The following is a 25,711-nucleotide window of genomic DNA, read 5'->3' on the forward strand; positions in this document are numbered from 1 at the left end:
CGCCCCTCTCGCATTGGCCGTGGGCCAGGCGGGCACTTCACCCACCAAGGAGATTTCGACATGAGTACCCATTTCTACGGCGAAGGCAACATCGGTTCCGCCCCCGACTTCCGCGAATTCGCCAACGGCAACGATGAACCCAACCGCCTGCTGCGGCTGAACGTCTATTTCGACAACCCAGTGCCGAAGAAGGACGGCTCCTTTGAGGACCGCGGTGGATTCTGGGCGCCGGTGGAAATCTGGCACCGCGACGCCGGCCACTGGAAGGACCTGTATCAGAAGGGCATGCGTGTCATGGTCGAGGGACGTACGGTCAAGGACGAATGGGAGGATGCCGATGAGAACGAGCGCACCACGTTCAAGATCGAGGCCCGGCGCGTAGGCATTCTTCCGTTCCGTATCGAGTCGGTACAGCTCAGCGCCAGGCCTGCCAACGAGCAGGACAACGACGCCCCGTGATCACCCCGGAGCAGTTCCGTGAGTCCTGCTCCCGCGCGTCGGATCCCTAGGGGCAATGCCATCCCCTGGGGATCAATCCACCAACGTCCACTGAGGATTTTTTGGTGGTCCAGCAGAAGCTCCTGTGAACGCCGCAGAGCTTTCGGCCTTATAACACTAGCGTTGGATCAATCCCTCGTGGCGATCACGCCGTTAGGTAGGACTCGGCTTCATTGGCATACTGATGGAAGTTCATTCAAGAGATGCCATCCATGATCAGCCATAGAACCCGCTACTCGCTTGCCCAGTTTCTCTCGATCCAAGAAACCTCCGTCTCCATCGCACTGTTCAGCAAGTACGGCGTTGAGCATCTCGCGCTGCATCCAGCCCAGTTGCTGCCTGGCATCATGAGTATCGTCCGTGACCAGGACGATCGAACCTTGCTAAAGGTACTCCAGGAGATTGTTGCAACCCCTGGTAATCTTCGCGCCAAAGTATCCCCGAAAACACTTTTCGAGGAGCGCATGCATGACCTGACCCAATGCCTGCTGATCGACGGCTACATTGCGCAAGACAAGAAGCTGCTGCAGGCGGACCCGTCCATCGCCGACGCGGCACCTGTCGAAGACGATCTGATCACCGCATTGCGTGGATTCGGCACGCCACAACGGGACGCGATCATCGACAAGATCAACGACTCGGCCGAAGCATTCCGGGCCGCGCCGCCCGACTACAACGCAGCGCTGACCAATGCACGCGTCGCCCTCGAAGCGCTCGCGGTGGATGTCGCAGCAGAAGTCGTTCAGCAGCAGCAGATAACCGCCTCCTACAATCCCGCCAAATGGGGTGAGGTCATTGGCTTCTTGCGCAACAGCGGAGAGATCACGCTCGAAGAGGAAAAAGGCTTGGCCGGCGTCTTTGGTTTCCTCAGCCCTGGCGCTCACCGGCCGGTCGGCATTCCCGAAAACCAGATGGCCCGCCTGGGACGCTCCTTTGCCCTCAACATGTGCTGGTTCTTGCTGCAGAATCGGATCGCCCGCCGCAGCAGTTGACCCGCGCCACGGCGACTTCGTCGCCGTGCAGTTAGAGCGCGAATTCACCCATCGAGCCTCAGACACAACGCGATCGCTCGGAATCCACGTTGTTTGCTGCCTGACCCTCAAGCTCCCGACATGCTTGCGCCCATGAACAACATCGTGCGGGTGAGGCAGCATGCGGCTATTTCTCTGCGAGAAGCCATCTCAGGGTAAGGACATCGGGCGCATCCTGGGCGCCACACAGCGTGGCAACGGCTGTCTGAGCGGCCCCGGCGTCACCGTCACCTGGTGCATTGGCCATCTTGTGGAAGCCGCGCCACCCGAGTCTTACGGCGAACAGTACAAGCGCTGGTCTATCGAGCAGTTGCCCATCATTCCCGAGCGTTGGCGCGTCGAAGTCAAACCCAAGACGGGGACGCAGTTCAAGGCAGTCAAGCAACTGCTTGCACAGGCCACCGAGTTGGTCATTGCGACCGACGCGGATCGCGAAGGCGAATTGATCGCCCGCGAAATTATCGAGCTCTGCGGCTACCGCGGGCCCATCCAGCGACTGTGGCTGTCGGCGCTCAATGATGCATCTATCCGGAAGGCGCTTACCTCCCTCAAAACATCGGCAGACACATTGCCGATGTACTTCTCAGCACTGGCACGATCTCGTGCGGACTGGCTGATCGGCATGAATCTCAGCCGACTGTTCACCGTCCTGGGTCGGCAAGCCGGTTACGAGGGTGTGCTTTCCGTGGGGCGCGTGCAGACGCCCACGTTGAAACTGGTCGTGGATCGCGATCGTGAGATCGCGCGCTTCGTCTCCATACCCTATTGGGTTGTCGAGGTAGCTCTCAACGCTGCATCGGCCGCCTTCACGGCCAATTGGCAGGCACCGCCCGTAGACTGTGATCAGAACGGCCGCTGCCTTCAAGAGGCGGTTGCCCGCAAAGCACTGGAGCGCATCCGCTCGGCCGGCTCGGCTCAGGTCAGTTCTGTGGAAACCGAGCGCGTCCGGGAGGCTCCGCCGCTTCCGTTCGACCTAGGCACGCTGCAGGAGGTCTGCTCTCGCCAGTTCGGGCTTGATGTGCAGGAAACGCTGGATATCGCGCAAGCGCTCTACGAGACCCACAAGGCTACCACCTACCCTCGTTCGGATTCAGGCTACCTGCCCGAATCCATGCTGGCCGAAGTACCCGCTGTCCTGAGCGCGCTGGTCGCGACCGACCCGACTCTCGGCGCGATGGTGGCCAAGCTCGATCCTGTCCAGGTCTCCCGCGCCTGGAACGACGGCAAGGTCACTGCCCACCACGGCATCATTCCCACCATGGAGCCAGCCAAGCTGTCGGCCATGTCGGAGAAGGAGCAAGCAGTGTATGGCCTGATTCGCGCCCACTACCTCGCCCAGTTCATGCCTCACCATGAATATGACCGCACCGTCGCACTCTTGTCGTCGGCCGGTGAATCGATGCAGGCCACGGGCAAGCAGGTCGTGGTGCTGGGTTGGCGTCTGGCATTGATCAACTGTGGCCCGGACGCCCCGGACGACGAGCCTTCCCAGCGCGCACAGATCCTGCCGACACTATCAAACGGCATGCAGTGCCGGATCGCACAGGCCGAACTCAAGGCCATGAAAACATTGCCGCCCAAACCCTATACGCAAGGCGAGTTGGTCAAGGCGATGAAGGGCGTGGCCAAGTTGGTCTCCGATCCAAGGCTGAAGCAGAAGCTCAAGGACACCGTGGGCATTGGCACCGAAGCCACCCGCGCCAACATCATCGGAGGGCTGCTCGGGCGCGGATATCTGCTGAAGAAAGGCCGCGCCATCCGCGCATCGGATGCGGCGTTTACCCTGATCGATACCGTGCCCGCCGCTATTGCGGATCCAGGAACCACAGCAATCTGGGAACAGGCGCTGGACATGATCGAGTCGGGGCAACTCAGCCTCGATGCGTTCATAGAAAAGCAGTCGTCCTGGATCGCACAGTTGATCCAGCAGTATCGCGGCACCAGCTTGGCAATCAAGATCCCGCAGGGGCCCGCGTGTCCCGACTGCGGCGCCCCCACGCGCCAACGCACCGGCAAGAGCGGGCCGTTCTGGTCCTGCAGCCGGTATCCGGATTGCAAGGGCACGCTGCCTGTCGAGACCGGCAAAGGCGCACGTGGCAGCACGCGCAAGCGCAGCAAGCCGAAGGCACCCTGAAGTGCCCTGAATCCCACCACCATGTCGGCCCGCAGCCGGCGACATGGCAGTCCGTCCCGCCTCCCAGCGGGACAACCAGCGCGCGACTCCTTCTGCAACGGTGTGCGCGCCTCTGCGGACCGCCTTTGGTCCACGAGGCGAGAAGGCCACTTTTACCCGAATCGCGCGCCTGCGCATTCTCCTGATCGGCATTTCTTCCGTCCGCAGAGAGGGGTCTCCTGGTGCCTCGCAAGCATGGCGCTACGCGAGCCACCAGGAGACCCCTCAAGGTCGATGGTATTCAGCGCCGGAGCCCGCCGGCGAATCAACGGGCGCCCTTTGTGCGCGGATGTGTGCCAGGCAATACCGACCCCAGCCACGATATGGGTCGGATGTGAATGCTGAAACAGCGGACGGTTCTACCGACGACCGAACCCTGTGCAGCCCATGGGTGGTGACCTTGTCTTGAGTCGGAGGCCAGACGGCCTCCGGCACCTCCTCACGCCGTACCAGGGCGTGTAGCGCACCCCGAATAATCACGCACCATCGCGGAACGTCTCGGTTCCCATTTCCTGACGACAGGACCAACCCCGACCAAGATCCTTGGCACTGGGTCGCTGATTCATCAGCAACCGCCAGCAGCCACGGTCGCCCCAGGCTGCGCCACGCCCCCGGCGTGTCGACCATCCCCATCCGCATCGCGTCGTGCCGCGGATGCCCGCCCGCCAGGGCGGAGATGCATCGCAATCCCTCGGGCGCTCCTGCCCATTTCAAGCTCAAGCCGACCACCTCCCTGTGTGCGCGGCGCTTTCGTTCGCCTTCTGGCGACCAACCCACCCAAACGTCCAATGACGCAGAACCCTCCAAGGAGTTTTTCATGAACACCATCCGTCTTCAGACGAACCAGAACCGTCTTATCGCCAACCTTCGCCATGCTTTCAACCAGAGCTCGATGCTCGGGGAACTGCTGCAGAACGCCAGGCGTGCTCAAGCCAGCGCCATCCACTTCACCGTAGATGACAGCAGCCTCACCATCCGTGACAACGGCAGCGGCATAGCCAACCTGCAGACCCTCATCCACATTGCCGAGTCCAGCTGGGACGAACAGACCCAGACGCGCGAGAACGCTTTCGGCATGGGTGTGTTGTCCACGTTGTACTTCGCCGAACGCCTGGCCGTCCGCTCCGGTGGCAAGGCATTCAGTGCCGCGACGGCGGCTATCATCCGCGGCGAGCCGATTGAATTGGTTTCCTGCGATCTTTTTGAAGGCACGGAAATCCGCTTGGATGGCATCCAGCCGACGCAGCCGGGAGAGACCCTTCCTGTTTGGGCTGACCGTCTTCTGCGCGCCCTGTGCGAAGCCTTTCCAGTTCCAGTCTGGCTCAATGGCGACGCAGTGCTTCGCCCCCTGGCGGACCTTGCGCTGCAATGGCGCGAGACACCCATGGGCAAGATCCTGCTCGACCTCTCCGCTTCACGCACGCAGTGGCGGTGCTTCCTTCAAGGCCTTCCGATTGGTCGATCACCGTCGATCTGCAGGCACCACGTTGTACAGCTGCCAACTGCAACGCTCGCCAGGCTTCCCGATCGCCAGCATCTGCTGAACGAAGCGGAAGACCACAAGCGCATCCAAGTCGCGATCGACAGCGCCTTTCGCCAGGCATTGATCGAGACCAAGGAGCGCCTCTCGGCCAGCGACTTCATCGTGAACTACGCGCGCATCTGCATGGACTCATCTAACGCCGATTTGCTCAACGACGTTCCTTTCGTTCCACAAGCCTGGTTCCGATCCTGGGCCCTTGACCCGTCCGGATTCCGCCGTTACTGGGACCGGCACGTGGCCGAGGGCATCGTGGCTCGGGAGGTACTGGAAGAAACTGGTGCTTGGCTGATCGAATCGGATGGCAATGATGCGCCTACGGCTGAGGTGTACCTGGAGGCTCGCAAAGCGTTCTTGCTCGATGAGAGCGGGATCGACGGCGGGCACTGGTTACTGGGGCTTGTAAGGCCCATCACGCCGGAGGAAGTACAGGTCCGCCCAGGCGCCATCCTGCATCATGACGCCAGCCTGTGTCTGGCCGACTACGAGGTCGAGTTGACCTTGGCCGACTGCCTGAACGTCAGCATCGAAGGCGAGCCGGAAGTTGCGGTCGGCGCCATTCGCAAAGGCGTCACGTTGTTCCTCACCGCCGATGCAGGCGGTGCGACGGCGCTGGTCTCCGACTACATCTTCGATGATCGCTATGACGAGGATCGCGAGGACGAAGACGGCCGGACCATCGACACCTTCATCGCCGTAGGCTGTTCGCAGTCTCCGGCCGGGGTTGTGCAGGCCCTGCTGCCCTTCACCTTGCGGTATGCAACGCAACCAAGGTTAGCAGGTGCGGTTGTTCATCTGACCTTCGATGCTGAAGGAAAGCTGGCAGCAGTCACCGCCTGACACTGCTGTCCACCAACCACTGCGCCCCCGGGATTTCCGGGGGCTTTTTGTTGCGAAAAGAGGCACATCGAGCATCGGCATGGCATTAATCCGGTCCAGCCTGGGTTCCCATTTCTCCCTGACGCCAACCGCTGCATGGGCAAAGCTGCCCGCATGTGTCGCTGACGTTGTCAGCACCATGCCAGCAGCAAGGATCCTCCGGCTGCGCAGGGAATCCCCTCCCTGAGATCCACCAGTCCGCCATCGCATCGGTCCGCGGATGAACGCCATTCAGGCGTCGATGCATCTTTCTTCAACCCTCGCGGGAACTGCCATCCCGACAGGGGCACGGCCGTCTCGCTGTCACCTAGGAGTCGTCCATGTCTCACCGCGCCTCTTTCGGCCATCTGGCCTTGGTCTACGTCGGCAAATACCTGTCGCTTGAAGTCATGCAAAGCGCAGCGGGCCACTACATCGGCACCCGCGACAGCGAAGGCCCCGTGTCTCGCGAATCGAACGAGTACTTCCGAAGCGCAGCCAGTGCCCAGCGAGCCCTCGAAAGAGGCGGCTGGACCCAGTTGCCCAACCCCTGATCCCTCAGCAAGGAGATACACCATGAACCAGCTTCTGCCTCCGGAAGTCGTTGAACAGATCATGCGGGAAGAGCAGCATTTCGCATGTGCTCCGGACGCATTCTTTCAAGCTTGGAAGCGCGGTGCCGAAATCGCAGGACCCGAGTGGTTCGGCAACGGTACCCACGAAGGCCTGCAGCACGCCACCAGCAAGTGGGATCTCCGTCCCAACATGCTGACGCTCAACGATGCCCTCGGCGTTCTGAGCAGCGGTCAACGCATGTTCCTGTCCGCGATGGTCAGCTTCTACAACGCCCGTGAGGGTGCTGCGATGCTGCGCCGTTGTGGATTTGAAGGGCTTGCCGATCTCGGCGGCCTGGATCTGGAACGTCGTCAGGTCATCGCCGACCTGGTGCTGAACTACAGCGGCTGGTAAGCCCCACCAGGGCAACCTCCGCATTTTTTCACACCCATGAGGGACATCAGTTCCTTCGGGGCGGTGTCCCTCCTTCTTCTCACAGGAGCCACACCATGTCCCGAACTCCCTCCTTTGCGGTCGTCCTCGAAGGTGGCCTGGTCCAGGCCATCGTCGTTCAAGACTGGCCCCGCCATCTTCCGATGCCACCATTTGTTGTCGTGGACTACGACACCGAAGGTGCCGACGATGACGAAATCACGCGGTTTTCCATCGGTCAGAGTACAGCCGAGGCCATCTGCCGCGGCGATACGCCGACCGTCTTCGAGTCTCTTTCGGATGCGCTGTCTCCCCGCATCGTGCTCACGGCGCTGGGCGAGTCGATCACCGACGAAGCGCCCGAGCCTCTGGCCTTGGCCCGCTCGGTACGCCAGGAAATCGTCGATCTGGACACCCGCCTGAACGACGCCGAACAGGCACCGACGGGCGACGACTACAACCAGCTGTACGTCCTTGCCAACTGCGGCCTCATCGAGGTGCAGAAGGCACTGGGCGACACCACTGACTTCGGCGACTGACTCGCCTTCCACCTTGGCCCGATGCAGCACGCATCAGGCCCTTCCTCGCGGATGCCATGTCCGCGAGGGCTGGCTCCGCTCCAACCTCAAGGAGCCAGTCATGGCAAACAACTACTACGACGCCACCGGCGTTCTCGTTCTCGATCGGGTCACCCCTGTGATAACCGCCTTGTTCGGCGGCTTCAAGCTTGACGCGTCGCACCCCGGCGACGGGCAGGCCTACATCGCCCTCGTTGCCGAGGACAACAACCCGAGCTGGGTAGACCTCTGCGCAGGGCTTTCGGAGCTGGCTACCTCGCTTGGCCTCCCGTTACCCGACGATTCCCAGACAGTCGAACCGCTGCTGGCGAGCCTGTCCCTGCATTTCGGCGCCGACCAGGACGAAGCACTGGCGCATCTCATCGAGCACCATCTATTCGAGGATGCCGCGGACCTTGATGCACTGTTTCTGATCGCGACCCGATTCGATGATGGCCACGGACTTCAGGAAATCCGTTTCGAGGGCTGCTGGCACTGCAGCAAGCCGCGCCTCTTCAACTTCGGAGGCGACGCGCAGTTTTTCAGCCGAGAGTTCGTGGCGTACTGCACTTCCGGACAGGCGCTGCAGCTTGGCGATTCGGTTCGCCAGGCACTACTCAGACAAGACCTGGAAGCGGTCGCCAGCCACTTCACGCGCGAAGTTCAACGCTTGCTTGCAGGCATTCAGGACGAATCGGTACGCGTTCAAACGCAAAAGCGGCTGTCCTCACTGCTGCACTGAAGCCGAAGTTATTCCGCACTGAACATCCACCTCACTCATCGCCTGAGTGCGGTGAATTTCCTCCCCCTCGGGGCCAAGCCCTGGTAGGGGTTGGCTCCACTTCAACCCTCATAGGAGAATGTCACCATGATCCAGCAGATCAATCCCTTTGCTCGCGGCTACTACGGCTTCGAGATTCGACGCGTGGCGGTGATCAGCTATGACGATCGCCATCCGCAAACCTTTGTTCCACTGCATCCCACGCAGCATCACCTGCCTGATGACCAGATGGCCTTGCACGCCTGCATATTCAATGAAGGGTACGCCCTGGTCACGGAGCATCAAGTGATACCCGGAGACTTGGATGTCAGTTGTAGTGGCAGTGGAACCATTCTGGCGGTTTTCTATAGCATCTACGGCAAGGACGTCGAAGGCGCGCTGATTCATCTTGGAGACAGCCAGACCCGGGAGTTTGCGCAGGAAGTCGTGCGCACGCTGACATTCGAGACCGGCTTCTACAGCCGGTGCTGGGAGATCAGCACTGCCCACATCACCGACGAAGCAGGCCGATTCCTCTGCGAGCTCGCCGACATCGCGACACCGACAGCGTTTCTCTTCGTGGCATTTCGTATCCCATACAGCCCGGCCATAGGCATCAAGCTGATCGCCACTCCCTGGACGGATATAAATCTGCAGCAGGTAGAAGGCACCACAGCTACCGACCTTCGTGCGGAACACCGTGCCAAGGGTGTACCAGAGGAACTGATCGACGTGTTGCACCTGGCTGGCCAGGCTGACGTGCGCATGCTGGTCCTCGATGCGGACGCCTCCATTCTGGAGGGCCTGCCGGTGATTGAGGAAGAAGCGTAGGTCCTTGCAAACGCGTCAACCATCAGCCCATTCCGAGCCCCTCCAACGAGGGGCTTTTCTTTTGGCCGGGTTTGAATCGGTCACCCGTCGGGGTCACCGTCAGGCGCCGCGCTCCCTGTAGTACCCCGCGCGCTGGCCATCGACCTCCCGGTAGCGAAGCTCGAACAGGCGTGACTCATGCACCACCTGCCGCCAACTGCTGCAGCCATACTTGGATGGCACTTGGTCCGGATACTTGGCCAGTATCCAGCGACCTGCCTTCGCAGCGGGTGTCCAACCGTCTTCCGCAAGCTCACCAATTGCTTCGCGCAAGCCTCGAACGATCCCTGACGCCGCCCAATCAATGGAGCCATCTGGCGCGATGCCATTGACCACCAACTCATGAAAAGCGCTGGACTGTACGAATTCGGCCGCCAAGCGACGTGCTTGATCCATGTGCTCGGCCCACCCGCGCAGTTGCTCAAAATGCTGATCGATGCGGCTGTAGGCACCGACAAGCGCTTCCTGCGCACTACGACAGCCCTGCACTGACCACAGGTCGTGGTGATCAATGAAGTGATGTACCAGGCCATTGCGCAGCGCCACCAAGTCACGCAGCTCCGCCTGTGTGCGTTGATAATCTTCGGCGCCCATACTCAGTTGAAGGCGCATGCGCACCGTCGCGACCTTACCAACGACAGGATCAGCCAGTTCCTCCTCTAGACCCGAATCGGTCACGACGTAAGAGCCGAACAACTGACCAACCATGGTGCCTAGCGTCTTCGTCGCGGCATCCTCCACTCGGGCCGCGCGGATAGCCTCCAACGCTGTGGCCGGGCCTGAGAGATCGTGATGCGCCACGATGGCTTTCATCAGACGTTCGTACTGCTGAATCCGCAGCAGACATCGCCCCAGCAAGCGCTGTACTTCCCATTGCGCACACGTCATCTTATCGCCGGGGCCTCCGTTGCAAGTAGTCACTTAACCTCTTCCGTGTTTTTGGAAACAGACTTGATCGCAACCGCCTGGATCCGGCCTTTGCCTCCTTTTTTTACTGCATACATCATTTCGTCTGCTCTTCGCAGCAAGTCTTGCGGAGCAGAGTCCCCGGATCCGACAACGATTCCGATACTTGCGTCGATTTGCACATACTTACCAGGCGCAATCTCAATGCTCTCGCGAATCTGCTCAAGGCAGCGCTGCATTACTAGCGTTGCTCCGGCAGTGCCTTCGACAGAGTTCAGCAGGACAGCAAACTCGTCCCCTCCAAGCCGTGCGACTACATCGTTACCGCGGACGGCCTCCGCTAACCGCTTGGCCGTCTGGCACAGTACCGTATCACCGGCATCATGGCCGTAGGCATCATTGATTTTCTTGAACCCATCAAGATCCATGTAGCAAACTGCAATAAGATGGTTGTTGCGACGCGCATTAGACAAAGCGCCCTCAAGGCGTAGGTCGAACAATCTCCGATTTGCAATTCCGGTAAGCGAGTCGCTTAATGCCAAATCCTGGGCATTCTTTTCGCTACGCTTTATTGAGTCAATATCCACCATCATCCACAAACTTTCTTTTTCAGACACTGCTGCGCCGCTTAGATCAATCCAAATAACCTCACCACTCTTTCGTTGCATTTGCAGCTGTACTGAATATCGACCATCATTACGGAGCGCCGCATATCCAGCCATTCCAATACGCTGATGATCTTCATCGCTCAAGTACAGATGCCGTGATGGCCGCCCATCCAGCTGCCCGCTTTCATACCCGAATATTCGCGATGTCGCCATATTCGCCCAGGCTATTTTCCTCTCGCGCACTTTCATCATTCCAACGAGATTATTCTCAAGCATCAGGCTCTGTTGTTGGACAACACTAACAGCCTCAAGCCGGGCTTTTCTTTCTGCTCTCTGCGTACGGAAAAGATAGTAGGAGTATGCTGCGGTGATCCCTAGAACCATAAGTACAAGAAGAGCCTGACGAAAAACCTCAGCCCTCCAGTTTTTAAGAAACTCATCCGTAGCCAAACCCGTAAGAGCGATAAGCGGATAGCCCTCAATTCGAGAGTACGCGGTGATTCGCTCGATATGATCAAGCGCCGTTGGCGTGATATACCAGCCCCTTTCGTCTCCCTTGGCCAATTGATCCAAAAGCTCGTCTGAAACGATTTTTTCACCAAGTCCTTTTTTTGACCACGGATCAGACCTAGAAAATCTAGCAACTAGATTTAGAGCGCTTGTTCGCAAAGCGATCGCACCAGCAGCCCCCATATCCAGTCGGGAGAATCTCGTCATCAGTGCATCCGACTCGACCTCAGCATAAATGAGGCCGTAGAAATCCCCATTTTTGGTCCGGAGCCCTCGAGCCAAAACAATGCACGGCGGTTGCAGGAGCTGAGTGCAACACGGTCATTGAATTGAAGCTGGAGCATCATGCCGCATAGTCATGGCCTTCTGCATCACCTCACCCATAACTTCGATGGGGCACTTGAAGTCGAAGCGCTTACGCGGTCGCATGTTCAGTTGCAGTGCAATAGCGTCGAGTTCTTCTTGGCTGTGTACCGACAAGTCCGTGCCCTTGGGCAGATACTGGCGGATCAGGCCATTTATGTTTTCGTTGCTGCCGCGTTGCCAAGGGCTATGCGGGTCGCAGAAGTAAATTGCCACCCCGGTCTGCTGGGTGATTTCAGCATGCCGCGCCATTTCTCGGCCCTGGTCGTAGGTCATGCTCTTGCGCATCGCCAGCGGCATGCCATTGAGCGCTGCACTGAAGCCTTCCATCGCCGAGGTCGCCGTCGCGTCGTTCATCTTTACCAGCATCAGGTAGCCACTGGTACGTTCCACCAGCGTACCGACGGACGAGGCGTTGGCCTTACCCTTGATGAGGTCGCCTTCCCAATGCCCCGGCATCAGCCTGTCTTCAATCTCCGGCGGGCGCACATGAATACTGACCATCTCGGGGATCTGGCCGCGCCGATCCACGCCACCAGAGCGCGGCCGGCGCGTCGTCTTGCCTTGGCGCAGACAGATGATCAGCTCCTTACGCAGCTCACCCACTGGCAGGGCATAGATCGCGTTGTAGATCGTCTCGCGACAGACGTAGGCATCTCTGAGGCTAGGTATGTTCATGTGGCGCAGCTTGCCGGCAATCTGTTCGGGAGACAAACGCTCACGCAGCATATGAACCACCAGTTCGAAGCGCTCGCTCCCCGGCAGCAGCTTTCGGCTCGGTCGACAGACTTGGCGGCGGGCCTTCATCTGCTCCTGGGCCGCGCGGGCCGAGTAGCTGCCACAGACATCTCGATTGCGGCGCAGCTCTCGACTGATGGTCGAAGGAGACCTATTGATCAGGCGAGCAATCCTGCGCAGGCTGAAGCCCTGGGCGTGGCCGATTTGGATGGTGGCGCGTTCTTCAACGCTGAGTTCGGTATATGACATAGGGGCAGCACCGTACCGGAAAGGTCAGGTGTTGCACTCAGTTTTTGCCGCCGCCCACCATTCATTCGAGTCATCACACACAACTGGCTCAGAAAAAACCATCCTTTCCGCATGCGCAGCTGATATAAAGTGTGAGAATTCAGAGACATCCGTTGTCTTTCCGTTTATCTTGATTCCTACTGCTCCCGAAGCGTCGGCAAATCTGAGATTAGATACTTGTGACAGCAGCATCCCTTGCTCCGCCAGCTCTTTCGTCACAATCTTATTTCGCTCATCCTCTGAGTTTGCATCACTCACCCTAAATGCAATTGTCGACAAAGAGTTCTCGATCAAGTGCATTTGCGCGCCAATCTCAATACTCAAACTGTTCGCAAGATTCGCCGCAGCCTGTTGCGCCTCGTATATATCCGCATTGCGGCTGTTTTTTAGACTTAGCGAGACCCCAAAAATTAGAATAGAGGCAACAGCCACATTAGAGAAAACCAACAAAGAAGCAAGGCGCAGCATTCATCATCCTCTTTCGACAGCCTTTTGAAACCCCGTGATTACTGGCACATTCCCCAGATGGTCATCATATTTATGATATGTCAGGCACAACCCGCAGGAAATACCGGCGAGCCCTCTGATGATCCGTTATGCATGCCTAGGCCGGGGCTCCACCACTAGGCTCTGTACGTAAACCCAAGAAATACGATTTTCTGTAAAATACACCGCCATTAAAGCCAGGAGGCCAAGATGGCAAAGCGGTATGAACTCCCCGACGCAGCCTGGGATCTGGTTGCAGATATCTTCACCAAAAATCAGCGCACCGGGCGCCCTCGGGCCGATGATCGCCTGATGCTAAACGGTATTCTCTGGGTGCTTTGCTCTGGCGCAGCCTGGCGAGACATGCCCGAACGATTCGGCCCTTGGTCAACGATCTATCAACGGTTCCGGGGATGGCGTGATTGCGGAGCTTTTGATCAGATGCTCAAGCGTCTTCATATCCGATTGAATGAGCAGGGTTTGATTGACTTGGAAACATGGATGATCGACTCCACTGCCGTACGAGCAACCCGGGCCTCATCAGGTGCCGGGAAAAAAGGGGATTTGAAGAACCGCAAGACCACGCGCTCGGGCGCAGCCGGGGTGGCCTGACGACCAAGATTCACATGCTGTGCGACGCCAATGGTGTGCCTCTGCGTTTCCTGTTGTCAGGCGGACAAGCCAGCGATATAGCCTATGCCCAACCGCTACTCGATCAGGCTTGCATACCCAGCCTGCGCGGTCGCCCACGCAAGCGTTGCCGCTGGTTGCTGGCTGACAAGGGTTACGACGCTGAAGCGCTGCGCCAGTATTGTGATCGTTATCGCATGCAGCCAGTCATTCCGTTGCGAAGCATGAAGCGCAAAACCAAGCCAGGATTGCCTCGACTTTTTGATCGCCCCAAATATCGGCAGCGCAACATCATCGAACGCATGTTTGGCTGGCTGAAGGAGAACCGTCGCATCGTGACGCGCTTCGACAAGCTCGCAACAAGTTTTGCGGCGATGGTCTCATTGGCCTGCGCTATGCGGTGCTTGCGACAATACTTTACGTACAGAGCCTAGAGACCATTCTCCCCATACACCTCGAAGGGCTGCCAACAATGCGAAGACGTGAGGTTCGCTTTTCGAGTGACGTTGGAGGTGTCTGGGTTCACGCTGCGTATATGTTAGTCGGCGTAGCCGGCAACATCCCAGGCGGTCAAGGCCATCAAGACCGCGGTGCGCCATCGGCGTTCTGGCAGTATCAATCCTTTGAACGTTCTTTGTTCTACAAATCCACCCTAAGGGACAAACTGTCCCTTAGGGCTGGTGAGTCCCGTTTTCGTTTCAGGAGACTCCACCATGGATCACCAAGCCATTCGCCAGCAGCTTCCCTTGTTGGTCGCCGGCCACCTGCCAGGCAACGCGCGTAGCTTTCAGTTCAACATCTTTGACGGTCAGCCCAAGGAATCCGCCCTGGGCTTTCGCATCGACCCCCAGCCCTTCGACGGCAAGGTCGTTGCGACCACCGACGAAGCCATAGTCGTCAAGATCGGCCGCACACAGTTCGCCGTGCTGGACCGCGAACTGGTCACTGACATCCCTGTCGAAGGGGCCAAGGTCACTGTCCAACCTTACGCACGCCGACGTTTCGATGGCTTGCGCGCCGACACTCCGGAAGACGTCGTGGAACATACCTCGGACGGCACGCCGTATAAGGTCACCCGACTGATTCTCGGCTCGGCGCCGGCGCACTTGCCGGTTGCAAAGCCGGTGTGCCTTGAACTGCAGCAGCTCATCGAGCAATTGGAGTCCATGCCCGCACCGGATCAGCACCGCACCATCAGCCACATGCTGGTCGATGCCCACGCCAGCGAATTCACACTGGTCGATCCGTCACCGAAGGACATCATCCGCACTCCGCCGACGATCAGCTTCAACGTGGTCACCGGCAAGTTTGATGGTCGCGTAAGCGTGCTGTATCTGCGCGGCGACGACGTCTATGCCATCGAGCTGCACCGCGATGGCAAATGTGTCGAGCGGCGCGACGAGGTGTACTTCGACATGCTCGGCGACACCTTGGCACACCTGATCGACGACGGCTCCTGGCGTCGCATTCAGGTCCAGCCTATCTCCGGCCGCAAGGCCACCTCCCATTAACTGCTGGACCGCGACCGAGCCAACCGCCCAGGGATTGGCTCGTGCTCGCACCTCATCCAATCCCGTCAAGGAATATCTCATGACTCTGCTCTTCAAAGGCAGTGCGCTTCGACCTGTCCTGGCCGAGGCCATAGCCAACCAATGCCGCGTCATCCTGGTCAAGGATCAGGGCGTGTACTGGCTCGCCGAGCATGGCGAGCGTAGGCCCGATAAACGCCAGAAGCTGATTGCCTATGCAGTTGGCTGCGATCCGGATGTCGATCCGTTCGATGACTGGTGGGAACTGGCGCGCATCGAGTTGGGTGGCGACGACTTCGGCGAGTTCTTCGACCCGAACGAAGGCGTACTCACACGCATCCTGAACAGCACCGATGACCTGGTGCTGTCTGCCTCGCTCACGCACCTGTCGCTGCAGGCCGTGCCGCCCACCGCACAAGACCACTGACCCTGCATCCCAAAGAGCCTTCGCCAGTCGAAGGCTCTTTCTTTTGGGCCTGCGCAAAGCGGTCGCGGGGTATTTCCTATTTGCCGTGGCGGTCCGTCGCCCATGGTGTGACGCTGCGTCCATGCTTGCTGACGTAGTCAGCGACATGCCAGGCAACCATCGGTCTTCGAGGTTGCGGCGCAGCTCCCGCTGCGCGACCACACCAGTTCGCACCGCATCCTTACTCGAACGGCCATCGGTTCTCCGGTGGTGGATGCAATTGCCGTTCTCAACCCATCGCGGGGTTACGCACCTCTCCCCGCATCGTGGGGTTGGTGTGTCTCCGCTCTTTTCCTATGGAGATTCACCATGACCACCACGTCCAACGAGAAATCCTATTTCGACCTCCACACCTCCGGCATCGGCTACCTGCAGCGTGCCCGTGAGGTTCCCGTCAAGGGAGGCCGCCGCGCACAGCCGTTCCTGGCTTGCACGATCGCCGCCCTAGTTGGTTCCGCCAAGGAGCCGTCCATCCGCTACTTCGACGTCAAGGTGTCCGGCACCGAGGCCAAGAAGCTGGTTCAGTCCTACGTCGGCATCGATGATCCCAAGCAGCGTCCGCTGGTCCGTTTCCGGCTCGGCGACCTGTGGGGCGATGCGTTCATCCGCCCCAGCGGTGAACGTCAGGGTGAAGTGGCAGCGAGCCTCAAGGGGCGCCTGCTGAAAGCCGAGGTGATCGATCGCGCCGAACTGGCAACGATCGAGCAGCACGAGCTCATCACCCGCGGCATCGGCTACCTGAGCCGTCCGAAGGAGGTCACTCCCAAGGATCGCGATCCGTTCCTGTCGTGCTCCATCGGAGCGCTGACCGGCCCGGTCGGTGAACCGGAGTATCGCTACTTCGACACCATCGTCGCTACCACCGACGCCCAGCATCTGGTCCGTCGCTGCGTTCAGGCCATCGAGGCTGAACGCAAGGTCCTGATCGCCTTCCGACTGAACGACATGCGGGCTGACCCGTACGTGCGCACCAAGGGCGAACGAGCCGGCGAGCCGGGCGTGAGCCTGGAGTCCACGCTGGTCCACATCGGTCTGATCAAGGTCGATGGCCAGCAGGTCTATCCGGCTGCTGCAGTCAATGCCGAAGCACCTGCAACCCCGGACGCGCAAGCGACCGAGGCCAAGGGCACTGCCGAAAGCGGCGACGCCGCCCAGCCCACCGAGCCCGCCCCGCGCGAGCCCGAAGCTGAAGCGGTCGAGCACGAACCGGCAATGGCGGCTTCGTTCTGACCCACGCCAGGCTCCACTCCGGGGCCTGACCGTTTCTCCCACCTGATCCGTGCCCTCCCTTCGGGGAGGTGCACGCGTTCGCGCTCTTTTATCTCTAGCGTCAAGCCTGGCCCTCCGGCCCGGGCAGATGCACGTTTTGTCCCAGGAGAATTGCCATGTCTCTCGCAACCCGCTTTGCCCATCGTTCCCCAGTGCTGCGCGCGGATCGTCCGTTGTCGGATGACCAGATACGCGCTGTTGCCCCTTCCATCTTCGCTGACGCTCCCCACGAAAGCCGATCCGAGCGGTATGCCTACATACCGACCGCGACCGTGCTGACCAAGCTGCGTCAGGAGGGCTTCGAGCCCTTCATGGTGTGCCAGACCCGTGTCCGCAACGAGGACCGGCGCGAGTTCACCAAGCACATGATCCGCATGCGCCATGCGAGCCAGATCAACGGCTCGGAAGCCAACGAGATCATTCTCTTGAACAGCCATGACGGTACCAGCAGCTATCAGATGTTGGCTGGCATGTTCCGCTTCGTTTGCCACAACGGCCTGGTCTGCGGTGAAACCACTGCCGACATCCGCGTCCCCCACAAGGGAGACGTGGCCGGTGAGGTGATCGAAGGCGCATACGAGGTCCTCCAGGGCTTCGAGCAGGTGCAGGCGTCGCGAGACGCCATGCGCGTCATCACCCTTGAAACAGGGGAAGAAGAAATCCTCGCGCGCTCCGCACTGGCGCTCAAGTATGACGATCCGACCAGGCCTGCGCCTGTCACGGAGACTCAACTGCTTGCGCCCCGTCGCTTCGACGATCGACGACCGGACCTGTGGTCGGTGTTCAACCGCATCCAGGAAAACATGGTCAAGGGTGGCCTGTCGGCACGTACGTCCAATGGGCGTCGGCAGCGCACCCGCGAAGTGCAAGGCATCGACCAGAACCTGCGCCTGAACCGGGCGTTGTGGATGCTGGCCGATGGCATGCGCCAACTGAAGGCCTAAGCGCCGCACGGACCACGCCCCTCGCGGGCGCGGTCCGTTTCCTTTTTCCCTTGGATCTCACGATCCCCCAATCATCGAAGGAGCACACCATGGCGGCCAAATCAGCCCCGAAGTCCAGCGCCCCCCTCATCGTCCCCGGGCAGCTCACGCTGCGCACCATCAACGGCCGCAATGGCCGGTTCAATGTCGGCCGGCTGGTCACCGCCATCGGTGAGTTCGCGGTCAAGGATGCAGAGCTGGAGCAGTACCCCGAAGGCAAGTACGACGGGGAGTTCCACATCCGCTTCATCTATCCCAAGGCCTATCCCACGGCCGGTGGAATGCGTTTCGAGATCCGCGCCAACCTGGACGGCATGACCCTCTCGGGCCTGGACCGGCTGAGCAAGGACGAGGCTCGCAGCTTCGCCACGCAAGAGGTCGATCCGCTGGACGAGGACGTGGCTCAGCCATCGGCTACGCCGGCGGTCAAGCCTGCTGCCGATCCTGTACAGGCCTCGGCCGATCCGCTGATCGATACCACGCCCTTTGGTGTGGATGCGCCATCTGCGACCGTGGCTGCCTCCGGCGGCCCCGACAGTGACGATGCCGCATTGTTCGGCCTGCTGTGGCCGCTGAGCGAATCCGTGAAACTGGATTCGACCATCGACCGCCGCACCCTGCGTGCCCAGATCGCCCGGCTGGGCGAACTGGGCTACGCCCTCGACTTCAAGTCACAGCAGTGGAACCGGCCCGAACAACAGGCCGCCTGATCTGCCTCGCCGCATCCGCGGCATCTTCATCCACCCGCCGGGGCTCCGTCCCGCCAGGGAGGACTCCGGCATTTTCTTGCAGGAGTACTTCATCATGGGCTGGCTTTTCTCATCCCGCACCCGGTCGGAACTGATCCTGGACCTGATCCAACCCGAAGACCGCGAACGCGCCAGCGTCCGTGTCATCGCGCACACGCTGCGTGGCAATGTGCTGTGGTCCGTTGTCGAGATCACGGCCAAGGCCGAAGGCGTTCACCAGGATCTCGCGCCCGGCGAGTCCATGTGCTACATCTGCTGCGACCTGCTCCAGCACAGTGGCGGTCAGTGGGGGTACAAGGGCATGGACGAGTCCATGTCGCCGTACTACTACACCTGCCCGCTGCGCTATCTCGCGATGGCCAAAGAAATCTCGCCCGATTGGCGCGAGAAGGTTAGGGCCTATCACGCGCAGCGGCGCCGGCCGGTGGCTTCTTCGCAACTGGCCACGGCCTGAAGGAGGACGCGATGGACACTTCGCTGCAATCCCTCTCGCCCGAGCTTCTGCGCCAGGTCGAAGACCAGCTCTCCAACAACGAGGTTTCCTCGGATGAGGAACTCGTTGAGGACTTCATCCAGGCCGGCCTGACCGAGGCACAGGCGCGGGAAGCCATCGGCTACCGCGACTGCTATCTCATCAACGTGTACCACCAGGACTTCACGCCGATTCGTACCCCAGGACGTGCATTGCGTTTCAACCCGCACGCCAGGGACTTCGAGCCGGAGTAGTCCGCATTCCTTCATCCCTTCCGGGGCATCACTGCCCCTGCGGGCGGTGCTGCCCCTCATTTCATCGAGGACACCACCATGCCTGAACCTTCATCACCCAACCCCCTGTACCGCATCGATGAATGCAGCGACCTCATGGCCGATGCATGCGTTTGCAGCGATCAGGGCGATCTGATCTTTCTCTCAATCTGGGCGCGGGATACCGCGATCCAGCAGTTCCTGGCCCGGCTGACGCTGGGCCGCGACGAAGATGGACTGGAGCAATTCCACCTCATCACCGATCAAGGGGGCTCCATCCCCGTGTTCGTCGGATCGGTCGATCGCCTGGAAAAGCGCCTAACCCGTTCCTATCGCCGCACGCTGTTCGGCTCGATGGTCAATCTATGGCTGTTCGACCGGCGCTGCACCCGTCCGGACAAAGCCACGGCCAGCGCGCTCGCGCTGCTGCCGCGCGCCTCGGTCGATCCCACCTTGCGCCTGTGGCACCTGGTCAAGGACACATGTCCACTGCCGCTGCTGGACCACTGGCAAGCGCCGGTACTGGCACTGCTGCGTGAGCGCGACATGCTCCAAACCCTGCCGGTGGCCCTTGGTCCGCTACAAAGCTTCCGGATCGGGCTCGATGTCCCGGTCCTCACCGATGCCTTGGGCGAACTGATCCGCCGCGGCGTCCTGACCGCCTACCCGGTACCGGCTCACGCCGAGCTGCCAGTGGAAGCGGTGGCCTGATCCGCCCGTCACGGATGTGCGCTCTGCGCGCGCATCCGACCTTTATCCCCCGCCAATCAGGAGACTGCCATGGCACTGATGTTCCCGCGGCTTGCCCGCAATTTCGCCAAAAACGGGTATTACCCGACCGATGAATCCACGCTCGAACGAGCGCTCCGCGCACTGGCGCCCAGCGATGGGCCAATGTGCATCCTTGATCCCTGCGCCGGCGAAGGCGTGGCCATCGCGGAAGCCGCGCATGCCCTCGGGCATGAGCAGGTTTGCGCGTACGCCGTGGAGTACGACCAGGAACGTGCCAATCACGCACGGCTGCTGGTCGATCACTGCATCCACGGCGACCTCATGGACACGCTGGTCTCGCGCCAGTCGTTCAGCCTGCTGTGGCTCAACCCGCCTTACGGCGACCTGTCCAAGGATGCCAATGGCAACATCGGCTACGAAGGCAAGGGCCGCGCCAGGCTGGAGAAGCTGTTCTACCAGAAGACGCTGCAGCTGCTGCAGTACGAAGGCATCCTGGTTTTCATCGTGCCGTCCTATGTGCTCGACGCAGAACTGGTCGGGTGGCTGACGCGACACTTCACCGATCTGAGCATCCACCGTGCGGTGGATACGCAGTTCAAGCAGGTGGTCGTATTCGGACGTCGGATCCGCCAGCGCGAGCTGGTCGGTGACGACACCAAGGCAGTCCGGGCCCGATTGCTACAGATCGGGCAAGGCGAAGTCGAGGCGGATGAACTTCCGTCCGAGTGGACATCGCTGCCGTATGTGGTTCCCACGACCTCGGTCGAGCCGGAGCATTTCTACCGGATCAGCATGGAGCCGGCGCAGTTCGCCGAGGAAGTGAACCGGCTGCAGGGCCTCTGGCCCGCATTCGAGACACACCTTGGTGCTGCCCAGCAATCCCTGCGTGCCCCGGCACGTGCTCTGTCCCACTGGCACCTGGCACTGGCCCTTGCGGCTGGCGCCATCTCGGGTGTCGTGCAGTCCAAAAGCGGCCGCATCCTGGCCGTCAAGGGCGATACCTACAAGCGCAAGGCCACCGCCGTCGAGCACCGCGAGCGCGACGATGGCTCCATCGCAGAGACACGCATCCTCACGGACAAGTTCGTGCCGGTCATCCGCGCATGGGACCTGTCTCCCGACTCGGCCTCACTGGGACAAGTCATCACCATCCACTGAGCACAAGGCTGTAGCGCGCTCGAAGGCGGGCGCGCTTCACATCGCTCGCGCGGCTGTGGCCCAATGAAATCAGCAAGGAGGACTATCGATGGCGTCGATCAGGATTGACACCTACATCCACCAACTGCAGTTCCCCATCGGGGCGCTGATCATCAGCGAAGGCGTTGACCGCCTGATTCGTGCCGGCACCGAAGAACCGTTCCAGTTCCTGCGGCGTCACGCACGCGGCGATTGGGGTGATGTCCCCGCTGACCAATGGGAAGCGAACATCGCGGGAATCCAATCCGAGGTCAAGCTCGAATCGTTCTATGTTGCAACCAACGGCCAGCGCATCCGCATCTTCACCGAAGCGGATCGCAGTGCCACCCACATCGTGCTGGCTTCCGAGAACTGACTCGGTAGACCCGCACCATTCATCAACCCACTGGGGCCATGTCGCCCCGATGGGGCGCCATGGCCCCGCTTTCCCTATCCAGGAGGCCCCATGGCAACCGAAGCAGTTTTCCTCAGCGCCAGTCCCACGCGGCGTTTCAACCCCGGCCAGATGGTCGTGACCTCAGGCGTGGATGCGCTGATCCGCCAGGGTCGGCTCAATCCCACCCCGTACCTGCGCCGCCATCTCAGCGGTGACTGGGGCGATCTCGATGACAGCGACCGGCAACAGAACGACGCCGCGCTGCAATCGGGTGAAGATCGCCTGTTCTCTTCCTACCAGGTCACCGCCGAACTGAAGATCTGGGTCATCACCGAGTGGGATCGCAGCGTCACCACGCTGCTGCTGCCCAGCGAGTACTGAACCAACCACGGCGGCCATAGGTCGCAACTTCGTTTTCATCCCCCTGGGGCATTCATCGGCCCTCAGGGACGGTGCGTGCCCCTTTTCATTTGGAGCATCACCATGACCATGCAACTCGAAGCGGCGCCCGCCGCAGCCACCTCGCCCACGACTGGCGACCTTTTCGATCCCGCATCCAGCGAGCTCTCCCTGAGCCTGCAAGACTTCGTCGCCGAGTTCGGCGACGAATTGCTGGACTCGCTCAACCGGGCCAATCCACCCGTCTACAGCGGTACGCCGCGCGCCCCCCGTCAGCTCGTGCTGGCCGGTCTCAAGCGCAAGCTGTTCCCTGCCCAGGCCGAAGTCGTCCATGCCGCCGCCGAGCTGCTCGCCAACCATAGCGAGCGGGCGGCGATCGTCAATGGCGAAATGGGCACGGGCAAAACCACCGTCGGCATCGCGCTGGCGGCCGTTCTCCACGCCGAAGGCTATCGCCGCACACTCGTCCTCAGTCCGCCACACCTTGTCTACAAGTGGCGACGCGAGATTCTTGAAACTGTCGCAGGCGCGAAGGTCTGGGTGCTCAACGGCCCTGACACGCTGCTCAAGCTCATCAAATTGCGCGAGCAGTTGGGTGTGCCGGCAGTTGGCCAGGAGTTTTTCATCATCGGCAGGGTGCGCATGCGCATGGGCTTCCATTGGAGGCCTTCATTCACGCGCAAGCACACCCGGTACGGCGTCATGGGGGCCTGCCCGCACTGCGGGACGGTCGTCAACAACCTGGACGGCGAACCGATCAATGCTCTGGAGCTGGAGGCGGAGGAAGTCCGCCGCAGGTGCGGCGTCTGCGACACCGCTATGTGGACACTGGTTCGCCCGCGAACCCTGTCCGGCAGTGATCAGTCCTCGGCCGTGCTGCGGGCCTTGAAGCGTATCCCGACGATCGGCGAAGCCACTGCGCAGAAGCTGATGAAGACGTTCGGAGATGGCTTCCTGGCCTCGATGCTCGGCGACAACCTCCACAACTTCATCAACCTGATGGACGACCGGGGTGAACTGGTCTTTTCCGATCGTCAGGCACAGCGCATGGAACGCGCGATGTCCAGCATGGAGTTTGGCTTCGGCGAAGGGGGCTACCAGGCCTCCGAATACGTCAAACGCTATCTCCCGCAGGGCACCTTCGACCTGCTCATCGCCGACGAGGCACATGAGTACAAGACGGGGGGCTCCGCGCAGGGCCAGGCGATGGGCGTCATTGCAGCCAAGGTCCGCAAGACCGTGCTGCTCACAGGCACCCTCATGGGGGGCTATGCAGACGACCTATTTCATCTGCTGTTCCGGGCTTTGCCCAAGCGCATGATCGAGGACGGCTATCGTCCCAGCAGCAGCGGCAGCATGAACGCGGCCGCCATGGCGTTCATGCGGGACCACGGCGTCCTGAAGGACATTTACTCCGAGAGCGACGGGCCGGCCCACAAGACCGCCAAGGGCTCGAAGATCACAGTCCGAACGGTAAAGGCACCGGGCTTTGGCCCGAAAGGTGTCCTGCGCTGCGTCCTGCCTTACACGATCTTCCTGAAGCTGCGCGACATCGGGGGCATGCTGCCGCCGTATGACGAGGAGTTCCGGGAAATCGCGATGGATGCCGAACAGGCCCACGCCTACCGCGACCTGGCCACGCGCCTGACCGCGGAACTCAAGGAGGCCCTGCGCAAGCGGGATACCACCTTGTTGGGTGTGGTGCTCAACGTGCTGTTGGCCTGGTCCGACTGCTGCTTCCGCGCAGAAACCGTGCGTCACCCACGCACGCGCCAGGTTCTGGCGTTCACACCGGCTCAGTTCAACGAGCTGGAGCTCATGCCGAAAGAGCGTGAGCTGATCGACATCTGCCGCGAGGAGAAGGCAGCGGGTCGCAAGACCCTGGTCTATTCGGTCTACACCGGCACGCGCGACACCACGTCGCGCTTGAAGGGACTGCTGGAGCAAGAAGGCTTCAAGGTGGCCGTGCTTCGCGCGAGCGTGGATGCGAGCCGCCGTGAAGACTGGATTGCCGAGCAGCTCGACCGCGGGATCGATGTCCTCATCACCAACCCTGAGCTCGTCAAGACGGGGCTGGATCTGCTGGAATTCCCCACGATTGTGTTCATGCAGTCGGGCTGGAACATCTACACGTTGCAGCAGGCCGCACGCCGTTCGTGGCGCATTGGCCAGAAGCTGCACGTGCGGGTGATCTACCTGGGGTATGCGGCCACGTCGCAGATGACGTGTTTGGCGTTAATGGCCAAGAAGATCCTGGTGTCTCAAAGCACATCGGGCGATGTCCCGGAATCCGGGCTCGACGTGCTCAACCAAGACGGCGACTCGATAGAGGTCGCCTTGGCCAGACAGCTTGTTGGTGCTTGATGGTCTTTGCATGCCGGCACCCTCGGGTGCCGGCATTTTTTCGTGCACGAATCTCCTAATCACTTAACCCTGTCGGCGATAGGTAAAATGAGTCGATTAGGTTACTCGCAGAAGGCAATCTGCTGTGATTACCAAGGTGATGATCACGAACAAGTTGAGTACGGCATCACTGACAACGCGCTGGGAGCCGCTGGACTGCTGCTTAGGCCAAGCGCTGTCTCGGATTAGAAAAACGTTCATATCGTAGGAAAAGAAGATGAGTCCAGATGATGTCGCCGCGATCCAGAGAATCGTGCACGATGCGATGCAAAACACCGAGTTCATCAACAAGGTTTGGATCGCGGGCGCTGCCGTCGTTGTGTCCGTTTTTGCCGCTCTTGTCGCCTCGTTCACGCAAATGCTGGTAGCTCGCTCGCAGCGTAAGACACAGCTAAGGTTGGCCGCTCAGCTAGAGCTTCAGCAGAAGCAAGCACTGAGCGAACAACTGTCCATGCAGGAACTCGCATCGCGTCGAATCGCAAACGCCAACGTCTCTGCAAAGCGGCAGATCTGGATTGACGAGTTGCGAAAAGACATCGCCAGATATCTGTCGCTATGGCAGGAGATCTCTTATCGGTGGGATGCCATCGTGAGCGAACCCCGGACCGAAGAGATCTCCGACCAAGCGCTCAACGCGTTCAAGCAGCCTATCGCCGAAATGCGCCTGGAAGCCTTGGAACTGCAGTTGCGTATCGAGTTGCGATTGAATATGACAGAAGTGGATCACCAGGAACTAAAAAACCTCATGAAGAAGCTGGAAACATCCACCATCCTGTTCCAACGTACCGCGAGTTCGCTTCCGCCTGCAGACATTCAGAAGGTCTTCGGAACGATCAAGCAACAGCTGATCGCCAAGTCTCAGAAGATCCTCAAGGACGAATGGGAACGGGTCAAGAAGGAGTCGTACGCAGATCCCAGCGTAACGAGCTCCAGCAAGCCCACCTCCGGGTCGGCTGCCTGAGGTAGCCGACCGGCATCCCGGAAAAACTGGACGCGCGCCATTGCGCATTCTTTGCTGACTGGGTCGAGGTGCCCGGCGAAGGTATCGGCTTACTGCAACA

Annotated in this window: 27 protein-coding genes; 23 read left to right on the top strand and 4 right to left on the bottom strand. The window is 60.4% G+C overall.

Annotation, left to right across the window (positions count from 1 at the left end):
• The first annotated feature begins 60 nt into the window (after window positions 1–60).
• From C3F42_RS07650 to C3F42_RS07690, 9 genes are all read left to right on the top strand, one after another.
• A complete protein-coding gene (locus C3F42_RS07650; protein ID WP_070414852.1) occupies window positions 61–459 on the top strand; it encodes a single-stranded DNA-binding protein in 399 nt (132 codons plus the stop codon).
• Window positions 460–710: 251 nt separating this feature from the next.
• On the top strand, window positions 711–1,490 hold the full coding sequence (locus C3F42_RS07655) for a hypothetical protein (RefSeq protein WP_070414853.1): 780 nt from the start codon (window positions 711–713) through the stop codon (window positions 1,488–1,490).
• A gap of 160 nt (window positions 1,491–1,650) precedes the next feature.
• Window positions 1,651–3,663 carry a DNA topoisomerase III gene (locus C3F42_RS07660; protein ID WP_070414854.1) on the top strand — a complete coding sequence of 671 codons (2,013 nt, stop codon included), beginning with the start codon at window positions 1,651–1,653 and terminating at the stop codon, window positions 3,661–3,663.
• Between the two features lie 856 nt (window positions 3,664–4,519).
• On the top strand, window positions 4,520–6,082 hold the full coding sequence (locus tag C3F42_RS07665) for an ATP-binding protein (protein ID WP_103272844.1): 1,563 nt from the start codon (window positions 4,520–4,522) through the stop codon (window positions 6,080–6,082).
• Between the two features lie 359 nt (window positions 6,083–6,441).
• On the top strand, window positions 6,442–6,654 hold the full coding sequence (locus tag C3F42_RS07670; RefSeq protein ID WP_066267468.1) for a hypothetical protein: 213 nt from the start codon (window positions 6,442–6,444) through the stop codon (window positions 6,652–6,654).
• Window positions 6,655–6,676: 22 nt separating this feature from the next.
• On the top strand, window positions 6,677–7,069 hold the full coding sequence (locus C3F42_RS07675; RefSeq protein WP_070414199.1) for a hypothetical protein: 393 nt from the start codon (window positions 6,677–6,679) through the stop codon (window positions 7,067–7,069).
• Between the two features lie 95 nt (window positions 7,070–7,164).
• On the top strand, window positions 7,165–7,626 hold the full coding sequence (locus tag C3F42_RS07680) for a hypothetical protein (RefSeq protein ID WP_070414198.1): 462 nt from the start codon (window positions 7,165–7,167) through the stop codon (window positions 7,624–7,626).
• A gap of 100 nt (window positions 7,627–7,726) precedes the next feature.
• Entirely contained in the window at window positions 7,727–8,386 is a 660-nt protein-coding gene (locus C3F42_RS07685) for a hypothetical protein (protein ID WP_070414197.1), read from the top strand.
• A gap of 126 nt (window positions 8,387–8,512) precedes the next feature.
• The gene (locus C3F42_RS07690) at window positions 8,513–9,235 is read left to right on the top strand and encodes an ABC transporter substrate-binding protein (protein WP_070414196.1); all 723 of its coding nucleotides are present in this window, start codon (window positions 8,513–8,515) and stop codon (window positions 9,233–9,235) included.
• Between the two features lie 99 nt (window positions 9,236–9,334).
• Here the strand turns inward: C3F42_RS07690 and C3F42_RS07695 are convergent, their stop codons facing one another.
• The 4 genes from C3F42_RS07695 to C3F42_RS07710 form a co-directional block, all read right to left on the bottom strand.
• Complete coding sequence (locus C3F42_RS07695) at window positions 9,335–10,087, bottom strand: OST-HTH/LOTUS domain-containing protein (RefSeq protein WP_070414204.1); 753 nt, start codon at window positions 10,085–10,087, stop codon at window positions 9,335–9,337.
• A 104-nt stretch (window positions 10,088–10,191) separates the two neighbouring features.
• Window positions 10,192–11,505, bottom strand: a complete 1,314-nt coding sequence (locus tag C3F42_RS07700; protein WP_104444255.1) for a diguanylate cyclase domain-containing protein — start codon at window positions 11,503–11,505, stop codon at window positions 10,192–10,194.
• A 114-nt stretch (window positions 11,506–11,619) separates the two neighbouring features.
• A complete protein-coding gene (locus C3F42_RS07705) occupies window positions 11,620–12,648 on the bottom strand; it encodes an IS30 family transposase (RefSeq protein ID WP_057391188.1) in 1,029 nt (342 codons plus the stop codon).
• 24 nt (window positions 12,649–12,672) lie between these two features.
• Complete coding sequence (locus C3F42_RS07710) at window positions 12,673–13,155, bottom strand: hypothetical protein (protein WP_104444256.1); 483 nt, start codon at window positions 13,153–13,155, stop codon at window positions 12,673–12,675.
• Window positions 13,156–13,383: 228 nt separating this feature from the next.
• On the opposite strand from C3F42_RS07710, the gene C3F42_RS07715 reads away from it, so the two are divergent.
• From C3F42_RS07715 to C3F42_RS07780, 14 genes are all read left to right on the top strand, one after another.
• Window positions 13,384–14,237, top strand: a protein-coding gene (locus C3F42_RS07715; RefSeq protein ID WP_086005488.1) for an IS5 family transposase whose coding sequence is annotated in 2 segments (ribosomal slippage) — window positions 13,384–13,725 and window positions 13,728–14,237 — 852 coding nt in all. Because the reading frame shifts where the segments join, the coding sequence is not laid out codon by codon here.
• 279 nt (window positions 14,238–14,516) lie between these two features.
• Window positions 14,517–15,314, top strand: a complete 798-nt coding sequence (locus tag C3F42_RS07720; RefSeq protein WP_070414194.1) for a GTPase — start codon at window positions 14,517–14,519, stop codon at window positions 15,312–15,314.
• Window positions 15,315–15,393: 79 nt separating this feature from the next.
• Window positions 15,394–15,759 (top strand): DUF3085 domain-containing protein, encoded by a 366-nt coding sequence (locus C3F42_RS07725; RefSeq protein ID WP_070414193.1) that lies wholly within the window; start codon window positions 15,394–15,396, stop codon window positions 15,757–15,759.
• A 348-nt stretch (window positions 15,760–16,107) separates the two neighbouring features.
• Window positions 16,108–17,028, top strand: a complete 921-nt coding sequence (locus C3F42_RS07730; protein ID WP_070414192.1) for a DUF3577 domain-containing protein — start codon at window positions 16,108–16,110, stop codon at window positions 17,026–17,028.
• Window positions 17,029–17,183: 155 nt separating this feature from the next.
• Window positions 17,184–18,011 (top strand): DUF932 domain-containing protein, encoded by an 828-nt coding sequence (locus C3F42_RS07735; protein ID WP_070414191.1) that lies wholly within the window; start codon window positions 17,184–17,186, stop codon window positions 18,009–18,011.
• A gap of 89 nt (window positions 18,012–18,100) precedes the next feature.
• Window positions 18,101–18,760, top strand: coding sequence for a DUF3275 family protein (locus tag C3F42_RS07740; protein WP_070414190.1), 660 nt, complete (start codon window positions 18,101–18,103; stop codon window positions 18,758–18,760).
• Between the two features lie 94 nt (window positions 18,761–18,854).
• Window positions 18,855–19,253, top strand: a complete 399-nt coding sequence (locus C3F42_RS07745) for a hypothetical protein (protein ID WP_070414189.1) — start codon at window positions 18,855–18,857, stop codon at window positions 19,251–19,253.
• Between the two features lie 11 nt (window positions 19,254–19,264).
• Window positions 19,265–19,525, top strand: a complete 261-nt coding sequence (locus C3F42_RS07750; protein ID WP_070414188.1) for a hypothetical protein — start codon at window positions 19,265–19,267, stop codon at window positions 19,523–19,525.
• A 78-nt stretch (window positions 19,526–19,603) separates the two neighbouring features.
• On the top strand, window positions 19,604–20,254 hold the full coding sequence (locus C3F42_RS07755) for a hypothetical protein (protein WP_070414187.1): 651 nt from the start codon (window positions 19,604–19,606) through the stop codon (window positions 20,252–20,254).
• Between the two features lie 69 nt (window positions 20,255–20,323).
• Window positions 20,324–21,433 (top strand): DUF6094 domain-containing protein, encoded by a 1,110-nt coding sequence (locus tag C3F42_RS07760; protein WP_070414186.1) that lies wholly within the window; start codon window positions 20,324–20,326, stop codon window positions 21,431–21,433.
• An 88-nt stretch (window positions 21,434–21,521) separates the two neighbouring features.
• Entirely contained in the window at window positions 21,522–21,827 is a 306-nt protein-coding gene (locus C3F42_RS07765) for a hypothetical protein (RefSeq protein WP_070414185.1), read from the top strand.
• A 90-nt stretch (window positions 21,828–21,917) separates the two neighbouring features.
• Entirely contained in the window at window positions 21,918–22,229 is a 312-nt protein-coding gene (locus C3F42_RS07770) for a hypothetical protein (protein WP_070414184.1), read from the top strand.
• 102 nt (window positions 22,230–22,331) lie between these two features.
• Entirely contained in the window at window positions 22,332–24,611 is a 2,280-nt protein-coding gene (locus tag C3F42_RS07775; RefSeq protein WP_070414183.1) for a DEAD/DEAH box helicase, read from the top strand.
• Window positions 24,612–24,867: 256 nt separating this feature from the next.
• On the top strand, window positions 24,868–25,611 hold the full coding sequence (locus C3F42_RS07780; protein WP_070414182.1) for a hypothetical protein: 744 nt from the start codon (window positions 24,868–24,870) through the stop codon (window positions 25,609–25,611).
• Window positions 25,612–25,711: the final 100 nt, after the last annotated feature.

Origin of the sequence: Pseudomonas sp. PONIH3, assembly GCF_002934345.1 — a bacterium.
GTDB lineage: Bacteria > Pseudomonadota > Gammaproteobacteria > Pseudomonadales > Pseudomonadaceae > Aquipseudomonas > Aquipseudomonas soli.